This window comes from Pectobacterium wasabiae CFBP 3304, from assembly GCF_001742185.1.
Classification (GTDB): domain Bacteria; phylum Pseudomonadota; class Gammaproteobacteria; order Enterobacterales; family Enterobacteriaceae; genus Pectobacterium; species Pectobacterium wasabiae.
In genome coordinates, this window is sequence record NZ_CP015750.1 from 4,746,153 (window position 1) to 4,766,695 (window position 20,543).

The window sequence follows — 20,543 nt, forward strand, 5'->3', positions numbered from 1 at the left end:
CATGGACAGGTGAATCGATCAACCTATGAAAAAAAACTGATTTCACGGCGAATGATTGCTTAACGCGGTAAAAATCCAATATCGTAGAAGATTAGTATTCTTTATCATGAAGATAATGAAATGGTGTTTTAATAAAAGTATTATGGAAACACATTTTTTGACGAAGTTAAGGTGTTTGAGCTGTTGAAAATATCATCAGGAGGTTATGTGGAAAGAAGCGTATTTTATGTCTCGGACGGTACGGCAATTACCGCTGAAGTATTGGGTCATGCGGTGCTATCTCAATTCCCCGTGAACACGGTTAGCTTTACCTTACCCTTCGTTGAAAGTGAAGCCCGCGCTAAGGCCGTGTGTGAACAAATCAATACGTTGTATCAGCAAACTGGCGTGCGCCCGCTGGTATTTTACTCTATCGTCACCCCCACTGTTCGTAACATTATTACCAGCAGTGACGGGTTTTGCCAGGATATTGTACAGGCGCTGGTTGCCCCCTTGCAGGAAGAATTGAATATCCCGCCGACACCGGTTGCCAACCGCACCCACGGTTTGACAGCCAATAATCTGGGCAAATACGACGCGCGTATCGCCGCTATTGACTATACGCTGGCACACGATGACGGTATCTCGCTGCGCAATCTCGACCAAGCGCAGGTCATTCTGCTGGGAGTGTCACGCTGTGGCAAAACACCGACCAGCCTGTATCTGGCGATGCAGTTCGGTATCCGCGCCGCCAACTACCCTTTTATTGCCGATGATATGGACAACCTGCGCCTGCCGGATGCGCTGAAACCCTTCCAGCACAAGCTATTTGGGCTCACTATTGATGCCGAACGCCTAGCGGCAATTCGGGAAGAACGCCGCGGCAATAGTCGCTATGCTTCCCTGCGCCAGTGCCGTATGGAACTCAGCGAAGTCGAAGCATTATTTCGCAAACATCAGATTAAATATCTCAATACCACCAATTATTCTGTCGAGGAAATTTCCGCCAAAATCATTGACATCCTCGGCATGAGTCGAAGAATGTACTAGTACATTATAGATCACATAGTCCTAGCGCGGTTGTAATATGTGTCATTTCGTTTATTGTGTGCTCCATCACTTCCCGGCATTTCGCCGCTGCGAAGCAACCCATTTGGCTGAAAACATTGTCTGAAAATGCTGCCATACCCACGTTTTTTTCGATGACAACACGTTTTCAGCCTGACCGTATTTAGAGATAAGATAAAACATGCTACAAACCGATGAACTGCGGAGCGCGCGCATCGAGAGTCTGGTTACACCCCAAACGCTACTCGCCAGGCTCCCGATTACCCCAGCCGTTGCCGAAAATGTCACCTCGTCACGCAAGAGAATTGAAGCCATTCTCACCGGCCACGATCCCCGTTTACTCGTCGTGATTGGCCCGTGCTCCATCCATGATACCGACAGCGCCTTGGATTATGCGCGCCGTCTGGCTGCGCTACGCACACAGTATCAGGACCGGCTGGAAATCGTCATGCGCACCTACTTTGAAAAACCGCGCACGGTGGTGGGCTGGAAGGGGTTAATTTCCGATCCCGCGCTCAATGGCACATTCCGGGTGAATGAAGGGTTAGAGATTGCCCGCCGTCTGCTGCTGGATGTCAATCAGCTTGGATTACCGACCGCGACAGAATTCCTCGATATGGTCACCGGCCAATATATCGCCGATCTAATTAGCTGGGGCGCGATTGGCGCGAGAACCACCGAAAGCCAAATCCACCGTGAAATGGCCTCCGCGCTGTCTTGCCCCGTTGGCTTCAAAAACGGGACGGATGGCAATACGCGTATCGCCGTCGATGCGATCCGCGCCGCACGCGCCCAGCATATGTTCCTTTCACCGGACAAACAGGGCTTCATGTCGGTCTACAAAACGCAGGGCAACCCGTTTGGCCACATTATTATGCGCGGCGGGAAAAAACCGAATTACCACACGGAAGATATTGCCGCCGCCTGTGCACATCTCAGCGAATTTTCTCTGCCCGAGCAGTTGGTGATCGATTTCAGCCATGCCAACTGCCAGAAACAGCATCGCCGTCAGCTTGATGTTGCCGATGATATCTGCCAGCAAATTCGTGCCGGTTCACGCGCTATCGCAGGCATCATGGCGGAAAGTTTCTTAGTTGAAGGCAACCAACCCGCCATCAACCCTCTGGCGTTGACGTATGGGCAATCCATTACCGATCCTTGCCTAAGCTGGCAGGATACCGAAACGCTGCTGGCACGTCTGGCAAGCGCCATCGACAGCCGTTTTTAACCCGATACACGCTGGCGCATTCCCCTTTCCCGGTTCTGTGCCAGCCGTCTATTTAATTTCCTGTCACTTCTCTCGCAACACGTAAATTCCGCTCTCGATTCCGCTTATTCCACTTATTAAGAAAACTTCACTTGAGGTTGCGTTTTTGTTACATGAAAATGATTCTCATTCATTGCTATAATCTTTACGACAACGATTAAGGGAACCCGATGCAGACGTCCATTTACCAACAATACCTTCAGGCTAAAGTTGAACATCCGCGCAAATACGCACGCGATTTGGCCGCGCAGCTCGGCATCAGCGAAGCGGAGTTGACTCACGCCCGTGTTGGACACGATGCTCAGCGCCTGCAAGGTGACGCCAAAGTGTGGCTCAGTGCGCTGGAGCAGGTTGGTAATACCAAGTCGATCACTCGCAACGAGTACGCCGTGCATGAACATACTGGCTACTATCAAAATCAGACGCTTGATGGGCATGCCGGTCTTATCCTCAACCCGCGCGAGTTGGATCTGCGTTTGTTCCTTTCTCAATGGGCTTCCGCCTTTGAACTGCGTGAAAACACCGCGCGCGGTGAGCGCCAGAGCATCCAATTCTTCGATCATCAGGGTGATGCCATTCTGAAGGTCTACACAACCGACACCACGGACATGGCCGCCTGGCAGCTATTCGTTGAGAAATTTACCAGCAGCGAAAACCCGGCGTTGGCACTTCGTCCAGCAGGTAACACCGCCGCAGAGCAGGCCGTCGCCCACAATCCTCAGTTTGAAGCAGACTGGCGTGCGATGACGGACGTGCATGATTTCTTCATCCTGCTCAAGCGTTATAATCTGACGCGTCAGCAGGCGTTTAATTCGGTCGCTGACGATTTGGCCTACCGTGTAGAAAATGATGCACTGTCACAGATTCTGTTTGCCGCGCGTGAAGATCAGAACGAAATCATGGTATTTGTCGGTAACCGTGGCTGTGTGCAAATCTTCACGGGTACGCTTGAGCGTGTAGAGCGCATGGAGCAACACGCGGAATGGATCAACATCTTTAATAAAGATTTCACGCTGCATCTGATCGAAGGCGCAATTGCTGAAAGTTGGATCACGCGTAAACCAACGGTCGACGGTATCGTAACCAGCCTCGAACTCTATGCCGCTGACGGCTCTCAAATTGCACAACTCTTTGGACAACGTACCGAAGGAACGCCGGAACAACAGCAGTGGCGCGACCAGGTCGATGCCCTGAAACCGCATAAGGATCTTGCCGCATGAAAAACTGGCTATTCCCCCTGTTATTGACACTCCCTCTCGGGGTGTCTGCTGCCGAGCGTATTGTGTCTATCGGTGGCGACGTCACGGAAATCATCTATGCGCTGGGCGCAGAGAAAGATCTGGTTGCGCGCGACAGTACCAGTCTGCACCCGGAAGCCGTGAAGACGTTGCCTGATGTAGGCTATATGCGCCAACTCAACACCGAAGGCATTCTGGCAATGAAACCCTCTCTGGTCGTTGCCAGCGATCTGTCTCAGCCATCGCTCATCTTGCAGCAGGTTGCGGACAGCGGCACCAAAGTGGTTCATGTGACCGCTGAGCCATCGCTCGATGCCGTGCCGAAGAAAATCGGGACCATTGCGCAGACGCTCGGAAAAGACGCAGAAGGTAAAAAACTGACAGAAACCTATCAGCAGCAGTTGGCGGCAGTAAAAACGTCACCGCTACCGGTTAACGTGCTGTTCGTTCTCAGCCACGGCGGCATGACCGCGATGGCTGCAGGCAAAAATACCCCAGCGGACACGATTATCCGCCATGCTGGGTTGAAGAATGCCATGCAAAATGTTGAACGTTATCAGCCGCTGTCGCAGGAAGGCGTGATTGCCAGCGCACCGGATCTGATTCTGATTTCCAGTCAGGGACTGAAAATGCTGGGCGGCGACGCACAAGTCTGGAAGTTACCCGGCTTGGAACTGACGCCTGCGGGTAAGCACAAGCGTCTGTTGGTGGTCGATGACATGGCGATGCTCGGCTTTACGCTCGAAACCCCGGCGCTGATGGCAACGCTGCGTCAGACAGCCGAAGCGATAAAATGACGTCACGGTTTCATCCGCGCTCTTGGTTGATCGCGCTGCTGTTGCTGATGGTGGCACTGATGGTTGGTGCCGCCAACATGGGCGCACTGAGCCTATCGCTAAAAATGTTATGGCAAACGCCGTTTGACGATCCGATCTGGCATATTTGGCTCAATATCCGCGTTCCCCGCGTGCTGCTGGCGATACTTGTCGGCGGGGCACTGGCCTGTTCCGGCGCAATTATGCAAGGGCTGTTTCGTAATCCACTCGCCGACCCCGGACTGCTGGGTATCAGCAGCGGTGCCGCTCTCTGCGTAGCGCTGACTATCGTGCTGCCACTCGGCCTGCCCCCGCTGCTAGCGCTTTACGGCCCAATGTTCGCCGCCTTTGCAGGTAGTCTGGCGATTACCGCCATCATCTTCATCCTCAGCCGTTCCGAACAAGGTGGGTTAACCCGGCTATTGCTGGCAGGTATCGCGCTCAATGCGCTGTGTATTGCCTTCATCGGCGTCTTGACCTACCTCAGTACCGACCAGCAGTTGCGCCAGTTTTCGCTGTGGGGCATGGGGAGTCTTGGACAAGCGCAGTGGCCCATGCTGCTTGTTGCCAGCACGCTGACAATTCCTGCGATGATCGCCACGTTGTACTATGCACGCCGCCTGAATCTGTTGCAGCTAGGGGATGAGGAAGCGCACTACCTCGGCGTTAACGTGAAACACACCAAATACACGCTACTGTTGCTGAGTTCGCTGCTGGTTGGCGTGGCAGTGGCCGTTAGCGGGGTCATCGGGTTTATTGGGCTAATCATCCCACACCTGATGCGTATGCATCTGGGTGCCGATCATCGCTGGCTCCTTCCTGGCTCTATCCTCGGCGGTGCCTGTCTGCTGCTGTTTGCCGATACGCTGGCGCGCACATTACTTTCTCCGGCAGAAATGCCCGTTGGGTTATTAAGCAGCCTGATTGGCGGCCCCTATTTCTTATGGCTGATCGTTCAGCATAAAGGACGCGGCAATGACTGATTCTTCGCTCGACAGGACGTTAGTCGCCCGCCATCTGCGCTTTCAGACCAACAGACGCTATCTGACCGATGATGTTTCTCTGGAACTGAATTGCGGGGAAATCGTGGCGATTATTGGTCCTAACGGCGCAGGGAAATCCACCCTGCTCCGTTTACTGACCGGTTATTTGACACCCGATGAGGGAGAATGCCTGTTAGCTGGACAACCCTTTGCGCACTGGCAGCCCGGCGCACTGGCAAAAACGCGTGCGGTGATGCGTCAGCATAGTGGCATGGCGTTTGCGTTTAGCGTGCAGGATGTCGTCGCGATGGGACGATCTCCCCACGGACGTTACTCAAAAAATGATGACGTTGTTCAACAGGTCATGGCACAAACGGGCTGTCTGGAACTGGCGGCACGCGACTATCGCCATCTTTCCGGCGGAGAGCAACAGCGGGTGCAATTGGCTCGAGTGTTGGCACAACTGTGGCATCCAGAACCGACGCCAGGCTGGTTATTTCTCGATGAACCCACGTCAGCGTTGGATCTTTACCATCAGCAGCACCTCTTGCGACTGCTCAAGCAACTCACGCGTGAACAACCGCTAGCCGTGTGCTGCGTCCTGCACGACCTGAATCTGGCGGCGCTGTATGCCGACCGCATTCTGCTACTGCACGAAGGCAAGCTGGTTGCACAAGGCTCGCCTGCACACGTACTACAGGCAGAGACGTTGGCCCACTGGTATCGAGCCGATCTTAGCGTGGGCTCGCATCCTGACTACGCCATCCCGCAGGTTTATCTGCGGCAATAGTCTGTCATCCCTGCTCCGGCTTAGCTGGAGCAGGATATTTCCAGATGCTTACCCCAGTCTGGCGGTAACGCTGCCAAATCGTTGTTATCCGGCTGTTCGTCAAACGGCCGACACAGCGCCTGATGCAGACGTGCCAGCACGCTGATGTCATCATTTTCCGCCCGTTCAATCGCCATTTGCGCCAGATAATTACGCAGAATATATTTTGGATTCGTCGCATTCATCAGCCGACGGCGCTCCTCATCGCTCTGATCTTCCTGCATCAATCTCTGGCGATAGACAGCAAACCAACTGTCGAATGCCGCCCTGTCGATGAACTCATCACGGAGCAGCGAGCGCGATGCCTGCTTCTCGCTGTCTGCCAACAGACGGAATGTACGGGTGTAATCGCTGCCCTCTTTCTGCATCAGACGTAATAACTCAACCAGCACATCATTATCATCGGGACTTGCGGTAAAGAAACCCAGCTTAGCGCGCATCAGCGTGCCATAGTGCTGCATCAACGCGGGTTCATAGCGAGCAAGCGCACGCTCCAGCGCGTCGGTATCCATCAGTCCCGACAGCGCCTGTGCCAGACGATGCAGGTTCCACAGCCCAACCGCTGGCTGATTGTCAAACGCGTAGCGCCCGCGATGGTCGGAGTGATTACAAATGAAGTCCGGCTGATAGGCATCTAAAAAACCATAAGGGCCGTAATCGATGGTCAGCCCCAGAATCGACATGTTGTCCGTGTTCATGACACCGTGTGAGAACCCAACCGCCTGCCAGTGTGTAATCAGCCGAGCAGTACGTTCTACCACATCGCCAAACCACAGTTCATAACGACGTTCGTCGTTTTCCCACTGCGGCCAATGGCGGGCAATCACATACTCCGCCAACTGACGCACTTTTTCCGGTTCTCGACGATAGTAAAAGTGTTCAAAATGACCGAAACGCACATGGCTCTCCGCCACGCGCAGCAACATAGCGCCCTTTTCTTCCTGTTCACGCTGCACCGGATGTGTGCTGGTGACAATCGTCAGCGCCCGTGTGGTGGGGATCCCCAAGTAGTGCATTGCTTCCGAGGCGAGAAATTCACGGATCACCGAACGCAGCACGGCACGACCGTCGCCCATGCGCGAATACGGCGTGAACCCCGCGCCTTTCAGGTGCCAGTCCATGCTGCGGCCATCCGCCAACTGCTGCTCCCCTAGCAGGATGCCACGCCCGTCGCCCAGTTGGCCCGCCCACATACCAAACTGATGGCCGCTATACACCTGTGCCAGCGGTTCCATTCCCGACAGCAAACGTTCGCCGCTCCAGACATTATCCTGTGCTGGCGTAAACCAGTCGGAAGAAAGGCCGAGTTCTGCGGCCAAGCCTTCACTGTGATAAAGCAGGCGCGCGCCATGCAACGGCGTCGGCGGTAGCGCGGTATAGAACCCCGGCAATTGATGAAAGTAGTGATTTTTGAATAACGGTGTTTGCTGCATCCTATCTCCCTAATGCCACCCTGTTCAGGTGAAGAGAGCCACACGCTCGCGACACAACGACTAACGGGTATGGAGAAAGTGTAGAGGGATGGCAATGAAATTAACACGGAGGAAATACAGGGATATTATTTCACGCCCCCATTCAGACCGCCCCCTCACTCCTGAAGTCAGTTGGGTCGGTTAAATTAGCCGATCGGTGCCATGCGTTGTTTAAGCCCATCAAAATGTACGGCTGGCCACATCTGCCCTTGAACAGCATCAATATTCAGTTGCCCAACTTTATTCAGGATTGCCATATTATTAATTTCTTTGGCAACGATACAGATGCCCGAATAACTGTTTTTAATCGTCCGTAGTAACGGTTCCATCATCAGCGTATTGGCCGGTCGCGATAAGAGCTGTCCGATAAACTGGCGATCCAGCTTCACACCGCGCACTAACCCATCGTGCAAAGGTTTAAGCGTGGATTTTCCAGAACCAAAATTATCCAGCCACAAAGGAAAAGATTGGCTCAAATTCAGCAGGGCTGCGTTTTCTTTTCCCTGCGATAGCTGTGGGAAAAATTCATTAATTTCCAACAAGACAAAATCGAGACGCTTGATTTCACCGCGCAGTACGTCAGATTTAATTAAAATTTCTGTTATTTCACGGCCGACTTTCAGCACCAATTGAACGTGGTTATCAATAAACCATGCAGATTTTTCTTTAATAAAAAGCAACTGTTCATGAATAAAATCATGTTTCTGGCTCGGATTTAACTGCATGAGGAGAATATCGGCGGGCATACTCAACTTGCCCGAGAGTCCATTAAAATGGCTTATCATTTCAACAGCTAGCAATGTTCCATCCAACCTGAATATCGGCCAAAAAACATAGTCACTAATGTAGTCAACAGCTAGATGGATGCGCATGATCTTATACTACATGATGGACGCGGGAAATAGTCACATTAAGTTATTATTATAAGTGAATCTACAGCATTTACTCGTATAACGCACGAAAAGCACTTTTCTGCCATGCCGCCAGTTTATTCAGAGTCCGGCCTCACGAATGACTTTAATGGTGTGCGTTTTGCCATTGTTCCCTGAAAGATCGGCGAGAAGCGATGAGAACGACGATGTTTGATTATATCGAGTGTGGTTATAACCACGCATAGTGCTTGTGGCGGCCTGAGTCCGGACAGTTTGAAAACCAGAACATTGCTTAGGGCAGCGTCCACTTTACGTAGGAAGATCGGGATTCGGTTGCCCTCAGAACGAGGGCAACCGGAAAGCAGGGATTAAACCACCATACTCAGCAACAGACAGCCAATCAGGCCACACACCGCAATAATGGTTTCCAACGCAGACCAGGACTTCATAGTTTCGACAATAGTCAGGTTGAAATACTCTTTAAACAGCCAGAAACCCGGATCGTTCACGTGAGAGAAAATCACGCTGCCGGAACCGACTGCCAGCACCATCAACTCAGGACTCACCCCTGTGATGGTCAGCAATGGCGCAACAATCCCGCCTGCGGTCATGGCCGCAACGGTCGCTGAACCCAGAGCCAGACGCAATGCCGCAGCAATCGCCCATCCCATCAGCAGCGGCGACAGCGTACTGCCCGCCATCAGCGTTTCGATATACTTCGCAACGCCACCGTCCACCAGAATCTGCTTGAACGCACCGCCGCCACCGATAACCATCAACATCATGGCGATGATCTTGATGGAATCGCTAACGGTATCCATTACCTGATCCATGCTACGACCGCGATTAAGCCCGAAGGTAAAGATCGCCACGATAACGGAAATCAGGGTCGCCATAACCGGATCGCCCAAAAACTCCGCGTAACCCAGCACCGGGTGGCCTTTTTGCAGCGTCATTTCTGCTACTGCACGGCCCGTCATCAGAATAACCGGGATCAGGGTAGTGAATACGCTGATGCCAAAGCTCGGCATCTCGTGGTCGGCAAACACTTTCGGATTGTGCAATCCGGCAGGAATGGGTTTATCGATACTTTTCAGGAAACGCGCATAGACTGGCCCTGCCAAAATCACAGTAGGGATAGCAATCAGAGTGCCGTAAAGCAGGGTCTTACCCATATCAGCTTTGAACAAAATAGCGATAGCGGTCGGGCCCGGATGCGGAGGCAACAGCGCGTGGGTTACTGATAACGCTGCAGCCATCGGCACACCGATAAACAGCAATGGAATTTGCGCCGCGGCCGCAATGGTAAACACCAGCGGCAACAACAACACAAAGCCAACTTCATAAAACAGCGCAAAACCGACAGTAAAACCGGTTAAGACCACTGCCCACTGGATACGGTCCTTACCGAATTTATCGATAAGCGTTGTCGCAATACGTTGGGCACCGCCGCAATCTGCCAGCAGTTTGCCCAACATGGCGCCAAACCCCATGATCAGGGCCAAGCTGCCCAGCGTGCCGCCAACCCCATTCTTGATAGAGGTGATCACACCATTGACGTTAAATCCCCCTGAGTGGTGTAGCCCAACGCCAAGCCGACGGCCAGCGACACCAGAATCAATGAAATGAACCCGTTCAATTTACAACGGATCATCAGCAGCAGCAGTAGGGCAACCCCAATTGCTACAATGATTAATGGCATAATAATTCTCCGATATAGGAATCGTACAGATGCTGTCGCTATTACAGTCAGATCTATAAAAGCTACGTTGACTTCAAGATAGCGTTCTTTTTGTTACCTGGTAGCGCTTGCTACCGAGCTTTAGGAGCCAAAGCCTGACATGCTGGAGTTGTACTTCACACCCTCTATTATGCCATCGGTAATTTGTGATTTTTGTCACACCCCTACTTGTTACCGGTATCATGATACCGGTAACGTGATAAAATGCGAAACTACCAAGCAAGCTTAAATATTCATTTTGAGATAGAGATCAAACTATGGCAGGACAAAGCATCATCATCATGGGCGTATCTGGGTGTGGTAAATCCAGTGTGGGAGCCGCCATCGCGAACGCGCTGGGCGCTAAATTCATCGACGGCGACGATCTGCATCCACGCGCCAACATTCAAAAAATGGCCAGCGGCCAGCCATTAGATGATAACGATCGTGCGCCGTGGCTTGAGCGTCTCAATGATGCTGCCTACAGCCTGCGCCATAAGAACGAAGTGGGCCTGATCGTCTGCTCTTCCTTAAAACGCCGTTATCGCGATCGTCTGCGTCAAGACAATCCAGAAATGCTGTTCCTTTATATGCAAGGCAGCTTTGACGTCATTCTGGAACGTCTCAAGGCGCGCGCTGGGCATTTCATGCCAACCGATCTGCTCAAAAGCCAATTCGACGCGCTGGAAGAACCGGCCGCTGATGAAACTGACGTGGTCAGTATCGACATCGATGGCGACTTTAATGAAGTCGTTGCGCGTGGCCTGGCAGCATTACGCAACGCGGGCGTGGTCTCTCGCCGCTAAGGGTTCAAATACTGCCGCCGTGCAGGATGGTGAAGCCCAAGTCCAATCGTTGCGGGGTAACGACCTCCCCGCGCAACCGAGACAGCAGCCGCTCTGCCGCCACCTGCCCCATTCTTTCACGCGGCGTCAACACGCTGGCCAGCTTGGGCTCCATCGACTGGCCAATATCGTGTCCGTGAAAGCCAGCGATCGCCATTTGATCGGGGATGTGCAACCCTTGCCGTTGGCACTCGAAGGCAGCACCAATGGCGATATCATCGTTGGTGCAAAACAGGCTGTCGGTTTCCGGATAACGTTCGAGCGCTTCTTTCATCAGTTCGCCGCCCAGGCTATAAGACGAGGGGCGATCGGTACTGACATCACGTGGCACCAGCCCGGCCTCACGCATCGCCTGTTCATACCCTTGCATTTTAATCAGAGTACGTTCATCCAGACGCGAGCCGAGATAAACAGGAAAACGGTGCCCACGCGCCAGCAGTACCTGAGTCATCTGGTAGGCGGCTTCAAAATTGTTAAAGCCCACGGCCAGATCGATACAGGGAGATTCGCTGTCCATGATTTCAATCACCGGAATGCCGGCCACTTCAATCATCTTGCGCGTGCGTTCCGTGTGAGAACGCTCAGAAAGGATCAGTCCATCAATGTTGTAGGAAAGCAGTGACGTCAAGCGCATCTCTTCACGCTCAGCGTGATAGCCATAGTGCGCCAGCATCGTCTGGTAGCCATGCGCATCCGTCACGCGCTCAATGCCGCGCAATACTTCAGCAAACACCTGATTGGTCAATGAAGGAAGCAGAACGCCAATCGCTCGGCTAGTGGCATTCGATAAAATCTCCGGTGCCCGGTTGGGAATGTACCCCAATTCATCCAGCGCAGCGGCAATTCTGTCGCGTAGCGTCGCCGATACCTTCTGCGGATCGCGTAAATAGCGGCTAATGGTCATTTTAGTGACGCCGACACAGTTGGCCACATCTTGTAAACCTGGTCTTTTCTTCTTCATTTTCAATCAATTGAAATATTGTTGGCCGATACCCTAGTGTAACAAAGAAAACCAATGCTGTCTGTGTATGGAGGTGACACGATGGCAACCCGACCCTACATAACAATTAAATGATTAATAATGACAAAACACCCATCCCCTTCTCCTTATTGTTCATTTAAAAAACGTCATTATTCCGATCACATTAACATCCATCAAAAATATTCAACGCAACGCTTTGTAAAAAACATTCCGCTACACATTAGTTAACTTCTATTTTTCATTCTTTAACCTTAAATAATACCGCCCCATAAAACGGCATCAAAAAATCCAAACTAATTTTTATTTTTTCCATTATTATTTTAGATATTACCCCCCACCACGATGGTGGTCTGATATAGCACATTTTGCGCCTTTCCCACCGACACGTATCACAATGTGATCTTTATCACAAAATAATTTTCACCTCGGCTGAATCGAGTAAAGCGCCATCATAAAACCCATTGTTACCGGTATCATTTGAGTATATAGTGGTCTCATCACTGTCAGGACGTCCTGATACATGGCCTATTGGAGAGAACGATTAGCGGCAAAGATGAAAGTCTGAATCAAGTAAGGTTGCGATAAATCCTATTCGCCACCCTGAATACGCCCACACTGTTTTACGGTATACACCGTATTAAAGGGCACTTTATTTATTGACGTTCTCGCATCGCGCACTTATTTGCACGAGAGTATTTATCATCTTAAAAAATAATAAAAACGCCCGATAGTCGCAGTATCCCAATTATTTCTTTCGACGTCATTGGCATCTAATTTTAATTAAGCAAAGCATCAATGTTAAACACATGGGGCATAGCATGAATCCTATTGTTGCACGCGTTACCCAGAATATCCTGTCTCGTTCTCAGGCTGAACGTAGCCGTTATCTGGCTCGGATTGCATTAGCCAAAAACAAAACCGTACACCGCTCCGAGCTTGCCTGCGGCAATCTGGCACACGGCTTCGCCGCTTGCTCGCCAGAGGATAAAGCCGATTTAAAGAACATGATCAAAAGCAACATCGGCATTATTACGTCCTATAACGACATGCTCTCTGCCCATCAACCTTACGAACGTTACCCAGAACTGATCAAAAAGGCGTTGCACGCCATCGGTGCTGTCGGCCAGGTAGCAGGCGGCGTCCCGGCCATGTGCGACGGCGTGACACAGGGGCAAGACGGCATGGAGCTTTCACTGTTCAGCCGCGATCTGATCGCGATGTCAGCAGCGATCGGGTTGTCACACAATATGTTTGATGGTGCGCTCTTTTTAGGCGTGTGCGACAAGATTGTCCCCGGATTGTTTATTGCCGCCCTCTCTTTTGGCCACTTGCCTGCGGTTTTTGTGCCCGCAGGTCCAATGCGCACAGGCATTTCCAATAAAGAGAAAGTGCGTATCCGCCAACTGTATGCTGAAGGGAAAGTGGGTCGTGATGCGCTGCTGGAGTCGGAGGCCAGCGCTTACCACGGTGCAGGCACTTGTACCTTTTACGGTACGGCCAACTCGAACCAGATGGTCATGGAAATCATGGGGCTACATCTGCCCGGATCCTCTTTTATCTACCCGGATATTCCGTTGCGCGATGTGTTAACTGAAGCCGCTGCACGTCAGGTCACCCGAATGACAGAAAGTGCGGGAGATTACCTGCCTGTTGGCAAGTTGGTGGACGAAAAAGTGATCGTCAACGGTATCGTCGCACTGCTGGCAACCGGTGGATCCACTAACCACACCATGCATCTGGTGGCAATGGCGAAAGCGGCCGGTTTTACTGTCACCTGGGATGATTTTTCTGAACTATCCGAGGTCGTGCCACTGCTGTGTCGCATTTACCCTAACGGCCCTGGTGACATCAACTATTTTCAGGCCGCAGGAGGCGTATCATTGTTGGTGCGGGAATTACTGCGCGGTGGCCTGCTGCACGAAGACGTTCACACCGTAGCAGGTTTTGGCCTGCACCGTTATACCCAGGAACCGTTCCTGGAAGAGGGTAAGTTGGTCTATCGCGAGGGTCCACAGATATCGCTGGATGCCGATGTGATTGCCCCGCTGGAAACCCCGTTCGCCAAACACGGCGGCACCAAAGTGCTTTCCGGCAATCTGGGCCGCGCAGTGATGAAAACCTCTGCTGTGCCGAATGAAAGACAAACTATCATCGCGCCTGCGGTGGTCTTCAACGATCAAAACGATGTCGATGCCGCCTTTAAAGCCGGTCGACTGGACAACGATTGCGTCGTTGTCGTACGTTATCAGGGACCGAGAGCGATAGGCATGCCGGAACTGCACAAACTGATGCCACCGCTCGGTGTCTTGATGGACAAAGGCATCAACATCGCGCTGGTGACGGATGGCCGCTTATCGGGTGCATCTGGCAAGGTGCCTGCTGCTATCCATGTCACACCCGAGGCCTACGTCGGAGGGTTGCTGGCAAAAGTCCAGGATGGCGATATGATCCGCGTTGACGGCATCAGCGGCGAAATCAGCCTGTTAGTCGATGAAATCGAACTGGCGCAGCGCCATCCCGAACAACCAGATTTATCCGCATCCCACGTGGGAATGGGGCGAGAGTTGTTTACCGCCTTGCGTGAGAACATTACCGGTGCAGAACAGGGAGCCAGCGCGATCCCCAACCATTACGCGCACTCGCCTCAACAGGGATCTGCACAGTAGCGTTTTACGTACAAATAGACCTGCGGCCGATGTCATCGCGCATGACGGCACGACGTGTGCGTGATGCGCTACATCTCACGTGAAGTGTACGGGTTGATTCGTAACCAAAATCGATCAACTTGACACCTAGAAGGGCCTCCGTGGTGGCCTTAGTCCGGAACAATTTGAAAGCCAGAATCTCACTTAGGGCCGCATCCACTTTACGTGGATAAGATCAGCCAATTGGGATGAAATGAGAGGCAGAATATCTCTCACCGTTTGCCAGCCGTCGGCTGGCAAACGTTTTGCGTTGTTCAAAATGCTAACGTGTTGTCCTGTAAATCGAATTATTTAAGGTATGTAAACAAAGTAAGGAATTAAATGCGGCGGGCCTGCCAGTATGCCCGTTTCCAATATACGTTATCCAGCGACGAGCGGATGACACCTTGGCTGGTGGAAGCGTGAATAAACTGGTCGTCTTTATCGTAAATACCGACATGCAGCCCACTGCCGCCGCTGCCCGTTTTGAAAAAGACCAAATCGCCCGGCAGCAAATTATCACGATCAATACGCTCCCCCAGCTCAGTTTGTTCTTCCGTGGTGCGCGGTAGCTGCATACCAAACTTATCGCGAAACGTCAGGTAGACAAAACCGGAGCAATCAACGCCATTACGATCCAGACCGCCATAACGATAAGGCGTTCGGTACCATTGTCCCAGTTGATCGTTTAGCTGCACCATCACCATAATCGAATCGCTCAGACGCGCATTCGGCGGCGGATTATTATGCCGACTGCTGCTACAGCCGACCAAAATCAGGCTGGCGAGGAGCAAACTGTATCGTAGGATCAAACCAGGTCGTAAACGTATCATGCGCGATTACCATAAAACCGCCGAGGCCATAAACCTCTGGCGTTTGAAAATGCTAGGTATTGGATTAATTTAGCGTTTAATCAGGGTAGCTGGCAAGTAAAGGCGATTTTTCCTATTTTCTGGCGGCACCTATTTTCTAACGATAAAGGTTAGGCGCTGCGGGTGATAATCCAATTTCGGCCATCGACCACGTGCCGCTGAAACGCAACGCCGAACACTGGAGATAGCACTTCTGGCAGCATGACATCCTCCGTCTCGCCCTGTGCCACCAGAACGCCCGCCGACAGTAGCCACACACGATCCGCATGATGGGCGCTATGATTGAGATCGTGTGCGCAAACCACGACGGCAATCCCCAAGCGACAGAGTTCGCTCAGTAACGAATCCAGCGCCACCTGCTGAGCCACATCCAGACTGTTGGTCGGTTCATCCAGCAGCAGCAAACGCGCGTGCGGGTTGATCGTCGGCCAAATCTGCAATAGTGCGGCCACCAGCCGAACGCGCTGCCACTCACCGCCTGATAGCTGCATGAGCGGGCGCGCTAGCTTGTCGGTTAACATCAGGCGTTCAGCCAGAAAGTGCACCACCTTTTCAACTGCGTATTCCTGAGCCAGCGGTGGTTGATGCAATTGCCAATACTGAAACACCGGCATCAGCGCCAGCGGCGGTTGCTGCTGTGCCAGATAGGCGCGTCGTGCGGCTAAATCCGCCGCCGTATACTGCGACAGTACAGTGCCAGCCAGATGGATCTCACCTTCACCCACCAATAAGCCAGCCACTCTTGCCAGCAACGTGCTCTTTCCGGCACCGTTTGGGCCAATGATATGCAGCAGTTCACCGCGATGGCATTCCGCAGTCGTTGGTGATAACCGCGGCAAGACGCTGGCCTGCCGCAGTTGCAATACTGGGGAAGTCTGCTGAGTCAATTATTTTGCCAACGCCGCTTCTATCGCTTTCACGATGGTGTCATGGTCAGGCGACATATCCGGCGAAAAACGCTCAATCACGCGTCCGTCGCGATCCACCAGAAATTTCTCGAAATTCCACAGGATATCTTCTGGATTCTTGGGCTTACGGCCTTTATTCACCAGGCGAGCAAAAAAATCACTCTTCCAAGTGCCATTGGCTTCCGGCTGCTGACGAATTAACAGTTGATATAGCGGGTGGCGGTTCTCACCGTTCACTTCAATCTTGCTGAACATCGGGAACTGAACGCCAAACGTCCCACGACAGAACTCCTGAATCTCTGCTTCCGAACCCGGTTCTTGACCTGCAAATTCATTTGATGGGAATCCCAGTACAACCAAACCTTGGTCACGATAGGTTTCGTAGAGTTTTTCCAACGCGTCATATTGTTTAGTCAGGCCGCATTGAGAGGCGACGTTGACGACTAAAGCAACCTGCCCTTTAAACGCTTCGAACGTTGTCGCTTTCCCGTCGATAGTGGTCAGCGGAATAGCGTAGATTTCAGTGCTCATCGTTTCGATCCTTTTGTTGGTAGAAATCAGCAGCGTCAGCAATAGAGACGAGCTAGAGTCGATTACGTAATAACAGCCAGATAAACCATGGCGATCCCAGCGTAGCGGTAACCACGCCTATCGGCAACTCGGCTGAACTCAGCGCAACACGAGCGACCGTATCTGCCAGCAGCAGAACACCGCCACCGGCTAACGCACATCCGGTCAATAAATAACGCTGATCGGTCAGTCCGCACAGCCGCAGCATGTGGGGGATTACCAAACCAATAAACGCGATGATACCGGCCAGCGCCACGCTCAACCCAACCTGTATCCCCATGACCAGCACGAGGATCGTGCGCCAGCGATAGACCGGTATACCCAATTGACGCGCCTGAATCTCGCCCAGCATCAGCCCATTCAGTACCGTGCCTTGACAGCTCAGCCATAGCAACAACGGTAATAGCGCCAACATCAGCCACCCATGTCGCCAGTCGATGCCGCTGAAACCGCCCATCATCCAGTACATCAATTGGCGTAAATCGAGGCTGGTACTGAAATAGACAGCCCAAGTCATCACCGCGCTACAGATAATCCCGAGCGCAATGCCGATGAGTAACAAACGGGTATTGGAAATATGACGGCGGGCAAAATGAAGTAACAGAAAGGTAATCAGTAGCGCACCAGCAATGGCGCTCAGGCTTAACACCCAGACGGGTAAAAGCCCCTGCCCTAACAGCACCGTCAACACTAAGGCGACGCCTGCACCGTTCGCGACACCCAACAGCCCCGGTTCAGCCAGCGGATTATCAAAGACGGCCTGCATGACCGTGCCAGACATAGCCAAACTGGCACCCACCAGCATCACGGCCAGCGTTCTGGGCAAACGCAACTGCCAGACAAAGAGTTGCTGGGCATCATCCAGCCAAGCCGTCGGCCAAATCCAGCGTTCCCCGGCGCACAGACTGACAACCAGCGTGAGCACAAGAAACGCCAACAGCAGTGCCAGACTTCGACGATCGCGTCTGCACTGCTGTTGTTTTAGCTGGCTGTAATGGGGTAACGGCATCGCGTGTTTTCGCGTGATATCACCCGGCGGTAATGGCTGCATTGTTCACCGTAACAAGGAATTCAGCGCTATAAAAAGCGCAATCAAGAGAACACCCCGTGAGGGTTGCAACCACACAAGGCATCTCTAAATGTTGTCACGTATGTTAAACGATTTCGCCTACCTTACACGCTTTTTCCTTGCTACCGCGACGCATTCAAAATGAATACGACCGTTACTTGGTGCTGCATACCGCAATATAGTTAAGCTGGTTTCGATTACGGCGGAAGGTATGAAACATGTTGAAGAACATGCTGCGATTTTCTTTTTTCAGCGCATTTTTTACGATGCGTGCCGCACCCGCTACGCCTTCATCATAAATCAGCCCTTGCGGCGTCAGTAGCGTCATCGCGCCGTTATCATAGTTGACCTTGCTAAAGCCAGACTCCTGAAACAGCGTAACCCAGCGCTCACGCAGCATCGGCTGAGCGTGTACGTTGATCGCTTTATGCATCTGTTCCACCGCCTGCAATGCTCCGGTGTCCTTCTCGGAAAGCAGCATGATATCGTGCGTAATTAGGCGACCGCCCGGCTTTAGTACGCGATAATATTCAGCAATAATGCGGCTCTTGGCCTTGTCGGCATACATCGTCAGCATGGCTTCATTAATCACCACGTCAAAGTGGTTATCGGGAAACGGCAGTTCCAGCGCATTTGCCTGCATAATCGTGACCTGCGAGGCCAAACCGTTCGCTGCCACATTTTCCTGCGCCTTCTGTAGCGCCACTTTATCCATATCCGCACCGATGACCTGACAGCCAAAACGGCGCGCGATCTCCATCGCCGTGGTGCCCATATTGCAGGCAACTTCCAGTACTACGCTGTCCTGCTGGAACCCAGCTTGACTGAGCAGCCATTCGGTTGCCTTTCTGCCGCCGGGGCGCAAACGCTTTTTCCCCAAGCGGGCTAAAAATTTATGTCCTGCTTCATGATCGCTCATACTGTCACTCCTTAATTCTGTGTTATCGCACTCGCTATTTACTGCGTTTTCAGCGTCTTCAGCATGGTCAGCAACATACGTGACGACTGCTGTGCATCAACGGCATGAGGGATATTGGCGGGCATACGTACCAACGAGCCAGGCTGCGCGACGACAGGTTCACCCCCGATCGTCAGCAATAATTCACCTTCGAGGACCATAACCAGTGCATCATAAGGCGCACTGTGTTCGCTCAACCCCTGCCCTTGGTCAAAGGCAAATAGCGTAACATTGCCACCGTCGGTACGGGCCAACACGCGACTGGCGATACCGTGTTCGGTTGGAGTAATCAATTCATGGAGAACCAGCGCCTGTGCCGCCGGAAGGGTATTGTCTTTCATAGAAACGCTCCGCTATTTTCGATTCAGCGCGCCATGATTTTGCTTGCTGAATTCATGCAAGTGATTATTATTTTCATTTACTAGCTTGATGGTAATACCAGCCTCTGGGAGGGCAAATGACATTTGTCAAAAAGGCGCTATCGCCCGATGAATACGGCGACGTGCTGTTTCAGCATGACTGGATGCGCGGTGAACCCAGCGACGTGGTATGTGAGCTATTGGCCAAAAGCGAGCGCCTGTTTTTCCGACAGGATGACGTTCTGTTTCGCGAAGGCGACAAAATGCAGCACTGTTTGCTGGTTGAAACGGGAAAATTACAGGCTTTTCGCCATACCTATGGCGGAGATGAGAAAATTTTCGGGCAGTTTGAACGCGGTGAGTTTGTCGCTATTGCCGCGGTATTTATGGATCACGGCCGCTTCCCGATGAATATTCGTGCACAAAGCGATGGCCACACGCTCATGATCCCACGGCAGGATATTCACCAGTTTTGTTTGCAACGCCCCGAGCTGGCGCTGCGTTTACTGAATTATCTGGGCAAAAAACTCTACTCGACGATCAACCAAATCGACTGGCTGACTTCCAGTTCCGCGCCACAGCGTCTGGCAGATTACCTGCTGCGCCAGCACCACATACAACAAACTCAGCATCTGATATTACCTGTGAGCCGCGGTCAACTCGCCACATCATTGGGGATGCGTGGTGAAACATTGAGTCGATTGATGTCCGACTGGAAGCGACAGGGCCACATTACCTATCGAGGCCATCAGGTGGAATTGTGCGATCTGAATTATCTGAAAGCGCTGGCAGCAGAGGCAAGACGGACATTCTGACGGGGATAATTGGCGGTGCTAAGGCGTTGTAAGATGAAGCATGACGGGCGAATAGAACAACGGTGGTTATACTCTAAATAATTCAAGTTTCAGGAAGGCGGCAAGGGAAGGAATCCCGATGAGCTTACTCAAGTAAGTGATTCGGGTGAGTGAACGCAGCCAACGCACATGCAACTTGAAGTATGACGAGTATATACATTTTGACAATTGTCATTCCCCCATCACCGAATTATCAACT

At 52.1% G+C, this 20,543-nt stretch carries 18 protein-coding genes and 1 pseudogene; 9 read left to right on the top strand and 10 right to left on the bottom strand.

The genetic code is table 11. The annotated features are described in order from the left end of the window. Positions 1-207: 207 nt before the first annotated feature. The 6 genes from ppsR (at position 208) to A7983_RS21580 (ending at position 6,140) form a co-directional block, all read left to right on the top strand. On the top strand, positions 208-1,029 hold the full coding sequence (gene ppsR / locus A7983_RS21555) for a posphoenolpyruvate synthetase regulatory kinase/phosphorylase PpsR (protein WP_005970409.1): 822 nt from the start codon (positions 208-210) through the stop codon (positions 1,027-1,029). A gap of 199 nt (positions 1,030-1,228) precedes the next feature. Next, positions 1,229-2,275 (top strand): 3-deoxy-7-phosphoheptulonate synthase, encoded by a 1,047-nt coding sequence (locus A7983_RS21560; protein ID WP_005970411.1) that lies wholly within the window; start codon positions 1,229-1,231, stop codon positions 2,273-2,275. Between the two features lie 209 nt (positions 2,276-2,484). After that, the gene (locus A7983_RS21565) at positions 2,485-3,534 is read left to right on the top strand and encodes a hemin-degrading factor (protein ID WP_005970413.1); all 1,050 of its coding nucleotides are present in this window, start codon (positions 2,485-2,487) and stop codon (positions 3,532-3,534) included. Beyond that, positions 3,531-4,349: a heme/hemin ABC transporter substrate-binding protein gene (locus tag A7983_RS21570; protein WP_005970416.1), complete on the top strand. Its 819-nt coding sequence runs from the start codon at positions 3,531-3,533 to the stop codon at positions 4,347-4,349. The genes A7983_RS21565 and A7983_RS21570 overlap by 4 nt, the downstream gene beginning before the upstream one ends. Next, positions 4,346-5,350 carry a FecCD family ABC transporter permease gene (locus A7983_RS21575; protein WP_005970419.1) on the top strand — a complete coding sequence of 335 codons (1,005 nt, stop codon included), beginning with the start codon at positions 4,346-4,348 and terminating at the stop codon, positions 5,348-5,350. Before A7983_RS21570 ends, A7983_RS21575 begins: the two co-directional genes overlap by 4 nt. Continuing rightward, a complete protein-coding gene (locus tag A7983_RS21580) occupies positions 5,343-6,140 on the top strand; it encodes a heme ABC transporter ATP-binding protein (RefSeq protein ID WP_005970421.1) in 798 nt (265 codons plus the stop codon). The genes A7983_RS21575 and A7983_RS21580 overlap by 8 nt, the downstream gene beginning before the upstream one ends. A 20-nt stretch (positions 6,141-6,160) precedes the next feature. On the opposite strand, the gene A7983_RS21585 is transcribed toward A7983_RS21580, so the two are convergent. The 3 genes and pseudogenes from A7983_RS21585 to gntT form a co-directional block, all read right to left on the bottom strand. Beyond that, positions 6,161-7,612 carry a protein adenylyltransferase SelO gene (locus A7983_RS21585; protein ID WP_005970423.1) on the bottom strand — a complete coding sequence of 484 codons (1,452 nt, stop codon included), beginning with the start codon at positions 7,610-7,612 and terminating at the stop codon, positions 6,161-6,163. 185 nt (positions 7,613-7,797) lie between these two features. After that, positions 7,798-8,523: an EAL domain-containing protein gene (locus A7983_RS21590; RefSeq protein WP_005970425.1), complete on the bottom strand. Its 726-nt coding sequence runs from the start codon at positions 8,521-8,523 to the stop codon at positions 7,798-7,800. Positions 8,524-8,891: 368 nt separating this feature from the next. Then, a pseudogene (gene gntT / locus A7983_RS21595) lies at positions 8,892-10,225 on the bottom strand (gluconate transporter). Positions 10,226-10,521: 296 nt separating this feature from the next. Between gntT and A7983_RS21600 the strand changes: the two are divergent. Further along, positions 10,522-11,049 (top strand): gluconokinase, encoded by a 528-nt coding sequence (locus tag A7983_RS21600; protein ID WP_005970430.1) that lies wholly within the window; start codon positions 10,522-10,524, stop codon positions 11,047-11,049. A 4-nt stretch (positions 11,050-11,053) separates the two neighbouring features. On the opposite strand, the gene gntR is transcribed toward A7983_RS21600, so the two are convergent. After that, the gene (gene gntR / locus A7983_RS21605; RefSeq protein WP_039478696.1) at positions 11,054-12,049 is read right to left on the bottom strand and encodes a gluconate operon transcriptional repressor GntR; all 996 of its coding nucleotides are present in this window, start codon (positions 12,047-12,049) and stop codon (positions 11,054-11,056) included. Positions 12,050-12,888: 839 nt separating this feature from the next. Between gntR and edd the strand changes: the two genes are divergently transcribed. Then, positions 12,889-14,736 (top strand): phosphogluconate dehydratase, encoded by a 1,848-nt coding sequence (gene edd, locus A7983_RS21610; protein ID WP_039478695.1) that lies wholly within the window; start codon positions 12,889-12,891, stop codon positions 14,734-14,736. A 356-nt stretch (positions 14,737-15,092) separates the two neighbouring features. Here the strand turns inward: edd and A7983_RS21615 are convergent, their stop codons facing one another. The 6 genes from A7983_RS21615 to A7983_RS21640 all read right to left on the bottom strand — a co-directional run bounded on the left by A7983_RS21615 (position 15,093) and on the right by A7983_RS21640 (position 19,472). Next, complete coding sequence (locus A7983_RS21615; protein WP_081503809.1) at positions 15,093-15,587, bottom strand: NlpC/P60 family protein; 495 nt, start codon at positions 15,585-15,587, stop codon at positions 15,093-15,095. Between the two features lie 149 nt (positions 15,588-15,736). Then, positions 15,737-16,513: a vitamin B12 ABC transporter ATP-binding protein BtuD gene (btuD, locus tag A7983_RS21620; RefSeq protein WP_039478694.1), complete on the bottom strand. Its 777-nt coding sequence runs from the start codon at positions 16,511-16,513 to the stop codon at positions 15,737-15,739. Next, on the bottom strand, positions 16,514-17,065 hold the full coding sequence (locus A7983_RS21625; protein ID WP_005970441.1) for a glutathione peroxidase: 552 nt from the start codon (positions 17,063-17,065) through the stop codon (positions 16,514-16,516). Positions 17,066-17,117: 52 nt separating this feature from the next. Continuing rightward, on the bottom strand, positions 17,118-18,155 hold the full coding sequence (gene btuC / locus A7983_RS21630; RefSeq protein WP_005970443.1) for a vitamin B12 ABC transporter permease BtuC: 1,038 nt from the start codon (positions 18,153-18,155) through the stop codon (positions 17,118-17,120). 172 nt (positions 18,156-18,327) lie between these two features. Continuing rightward, a complete protein-coding gene (locus A7983_RS21635; RefSeq protein ID WP_005970446.1) occupies positions 18,328-19,092 on the bottom strand; it encodes a class I SAM-dependent methyltransferase in 765 nt (254 codons plus the stop codon). A 38-nt stretch (positions 19,093-19,130) separates the two neighbouring features. After that, entirely contained in the window at positions 19,131-19,472 is a 342-nt protein-coding gene (locus A7983_RS21640; protein WP_005970448.1) for a cupin domain-containing protein, read from the bottom strand. A gap of 116 nt (positions 19,473-19,588) precedes the next feature. Here A7983_RS21640 and A7983_RS21645 point away from each other — a divergent pair, with 116 nt between their 5' ends. Next, positions 19,589-20,305 carry a Crp/Fnr family transcriptional regulator gene (locus tag A7983_RS21645; RefSeq protein WP_005970450.1) on the top strand — a complete coding sequence of 239 codons (717 nt, stop codon included), beginning with the start codon at positions 19,589-19,591 and terminating at the stop codon, positions 20,303-20,305. Positions 20,306-20,543: the final 238 nt, after the last annotated feature.